The organism is uncultured Kocuria sp., assembly GCF_947500125.1.
GTDB lineage: Bacteria > Actinomycetota > Actinomycetes > Actinomycetales > Micrococcaceae > Kocuria.
The window spans coordinates 1-2,631 of the sequence record NZ_CANMRA010000074.1 but is presented as its reverse complement, the minus strand read 5'-3'; the positions used below and the strand labels follow the sequence as shown (position 1 = coordinate 2,631).

At 72.9% G+C, this 2,631-nt stretch carries 2 protein-coding genes; both read left to right on the top strand.

Annotation, left to right across the window (positions count from 1 at the left end):
- Positions 1-149 precede the first annotated feature (149 nt).
- The gene (gene istA / locus Q0817_RS19875) at positions 150-1,748 is read left to right on the top strand and encodes an IS21 family transposase (protein ID WP_298592190.1); all 1,599 of its coding nucleotides are present in this window, start codon (positions 150-152) and stop codon (positions 1,746-1,748) included.
- Positions 1,745-2,530: an IS21-like element helper ATPase IstB gene (gene istB / locus Q0817_RS19870; protein ID WP_298592182.1), complete on the top strand. Its 786-nt coding sequence runs from the start codon at positions 1,745-1,747 to the stop codon at positions 2,528-2,530. Before istA ends, istB begins: the two co-directional genes overlap by 4 nt.
- Positions 2,531-2,631: the final 101 nt, after the last annotated feature.

Below are 2,631 nucleotides of genomic sequence, written 5' to 3'. Positions count from 1 at the left end.
GGCGGACACGTACCTCCCTGCTGACGGACAGCTGATCTCCCTGTTCTCAGCCCCGGGGCCAGCCTCGTGTCGGTCCCTACGCAGACGTCCCTCCGGGGGTTCGCTCGAGGTCTCTGACCACCTGGAGCCATCACCCGCCGGAGGGACGCATGAAGAAGTCTGACAGGGAGATCATGGAAATTCTCGAAGCCTACGACGCCACCGGCTCCGCGCACTCGGCCGCGGCCCTGGCCGGGGTGGACCCGAAGACGGTCCGCCGTTACGCCGCCGCCCGCGATGCGGGCCGGCCGGTGACCGGGCCGGGCCGCCGGCCCCGGATGATCGACGCCTACCTGCCGAAGATCGAGGAGTGGGTCGAGCGCAGCCAGGGCACGGTCCGCGCCGACGTCGTCCACGCCCGCCTGGCCGGCCTGGGGTTTCCGGGGACCGAGCGCACCACCCGCCGGGCCGTGGCGCAGGTGAAGGCCGTCTGGCGGGCCGGGCACCGGCGCACCTACCGGCCCTGGATCACCGAGCCGGGGCTGTGGCTGCAGTTCGACTGGGGCGAAGGCCCGAAGGTCCCCGGGGTGAACGGCACCCCGCGGCGCACCTGGTTGTTCTGCGCCTGGCTGGCCTGGTCACGGTTCCGGGTGGTGATCCCGGTCTGGGACCAGACCCTGCCGACGCTGATCGGGTGCCTGGATGCGACCCTGGCCCTCATCGGCGGGGTGCCCACCTACGTGCTCACCGACAACCCCAGGACCGTCACCGTCGATCACGTCGCCGGGGTTGCGGTGCGCCACCCGCAGATCGTTCAAGCCGGCCGGCACTACGGCACCCAGGTGCACACCTGCGTGCCGTATGACCCGGAGTCCAAGGGCGGGTCGGAGTCCACGGTGCGCATCGCCAAGGCCGACCTGGTGCCCACCGATGCCAACCTGCGTGAGCACTACGCCTCCTTCGCCGCACTCGAGGCCGCCTGCACGGCGTTCTGCGCCAAGGTCAACGGGCGCACCCACCGGGAGACGGCCAAGGTTCCCGAGCAGGCCCTGGTCGAGGAACAACGACGGTTGCACGTGCTGCCGGCCACCCCGCACACCACCGCCCTGGGGGTGACCCGCACGGTGGGCACCGACCAGACCATCCGGTTCGGCTCGGTGCGCTACTCCACCCCGCCCGGACTCGTCGGGGCCGAGGTGTGGGTGCGGGTCGCCGGGGAGGAACTCGTGGTCGTCGCCGACCTCGACACCCTTGCTGTGACCCCGGGCTGGGCGGCCGGCCGTGCCGGGCTCACCGAGGTCGCCCGCCACCGGCTCTCGACCCCGGGCAATCCGCGGATCGACCTGGCCCACTACCCCGACCACCCGCAGGACCCCACCGGCGCGCCGCGCCCGCCCAGACCACGGGCCCGCTCGGCGGCCGAAGCCGAGTTCCTGGCCCTGGGCGCCGGCGCGCACACCTGGCTGATCGAGGCTTCCGCGGCCGGGGCCACCCGGATCCGGGCGAAGATGGCCGCCGCCGTCGAGCTCGCCGCCCTCATCGGGGACGGGCCCGTGGACGCCGCCCTCGGGATCGCCGCGGCCGCCGGGCGTTTCGGCGAGGGTGACCTGGCAGCGATCTGCGATCACCAGGCCACCGGGGCCACCGCCGCCGGACTCGTGGCCGCCGATGAGACCCATTCCGCCCAACCCGGCACCGCCGCCTGGGCCACCTTCGGCGCCAGCACGGCAACCAGCACAACCCCCACGACCGAGGAGAGCGCTCGATGAACACGGCCACCACCGCCCCGGCAGCCCCGCCGCTGCCCGACGATCTCGCCGCGGTGCTCAAACGCATGCGGATGCCCTACCTGCGCGCGGCCGCCCCCGAGGTGCTGGCCACCGCCCGTTCCCAGCGCTGGGACCCCACCGAGGTGCTGCGGGTGCTGCTGGCCGAAGAGGCCCGCGGGCGTGATGAGGCCACCCGGGCGGCCCGCCGCAAGGCCGCGGGCCTGCCGGCCGGGAAGACCTTCGACTCCTGGCGCGAGACGAACTCCTCGATCCCGGTCCCCACCCAGTCGGCCCTGGCCACCCTGGAGTGGGTGGGGCGGGCGGAGAACCTCGCGATCTCGGGGCCCTCGGGCACGGGCAAGACCCACTTCGTCGAGGCCCTGGCCCATCAGGTCATCGACGCCGGCATGCGGGTCTCCTGGTTCACCCTCGAATCCCTGACCGCCGCGATCGGCCGGGCCGCCGTGGACGGCTCGATCGGCAAGACCATCGCCCGGATCACCCGGGCCGAGCTCATCGTCGTGGACGACATCGGGATGCTGCCCTCGGGCCAGGCCGCTGCCGAGGCCTTCTACCGCCTCGTCGATGCGACCTACGAACGCCGCAGCCTCGCGGTGACTTCCAACATCCATCCGGCCGGGTTCGACACGATCATGCCCAAGACCCTGGCCACCGCCGCCGTGGACCGGCTCCTGCACCACGCCCACGTGATCATCACCGAGGGCACCTCGCTGCGGCTCACCGAGGCCACCGCCGGACGCGGGGTGGTCCCGCTGAACTGACACCGGCAGGGAGATCAACTGACCGCGGACAGGGAGATCAGCTGTCCGCCCACGGGGAGATCACCTGACCGCCCACCGGGAAGTCCCGCTGACCGTTGACA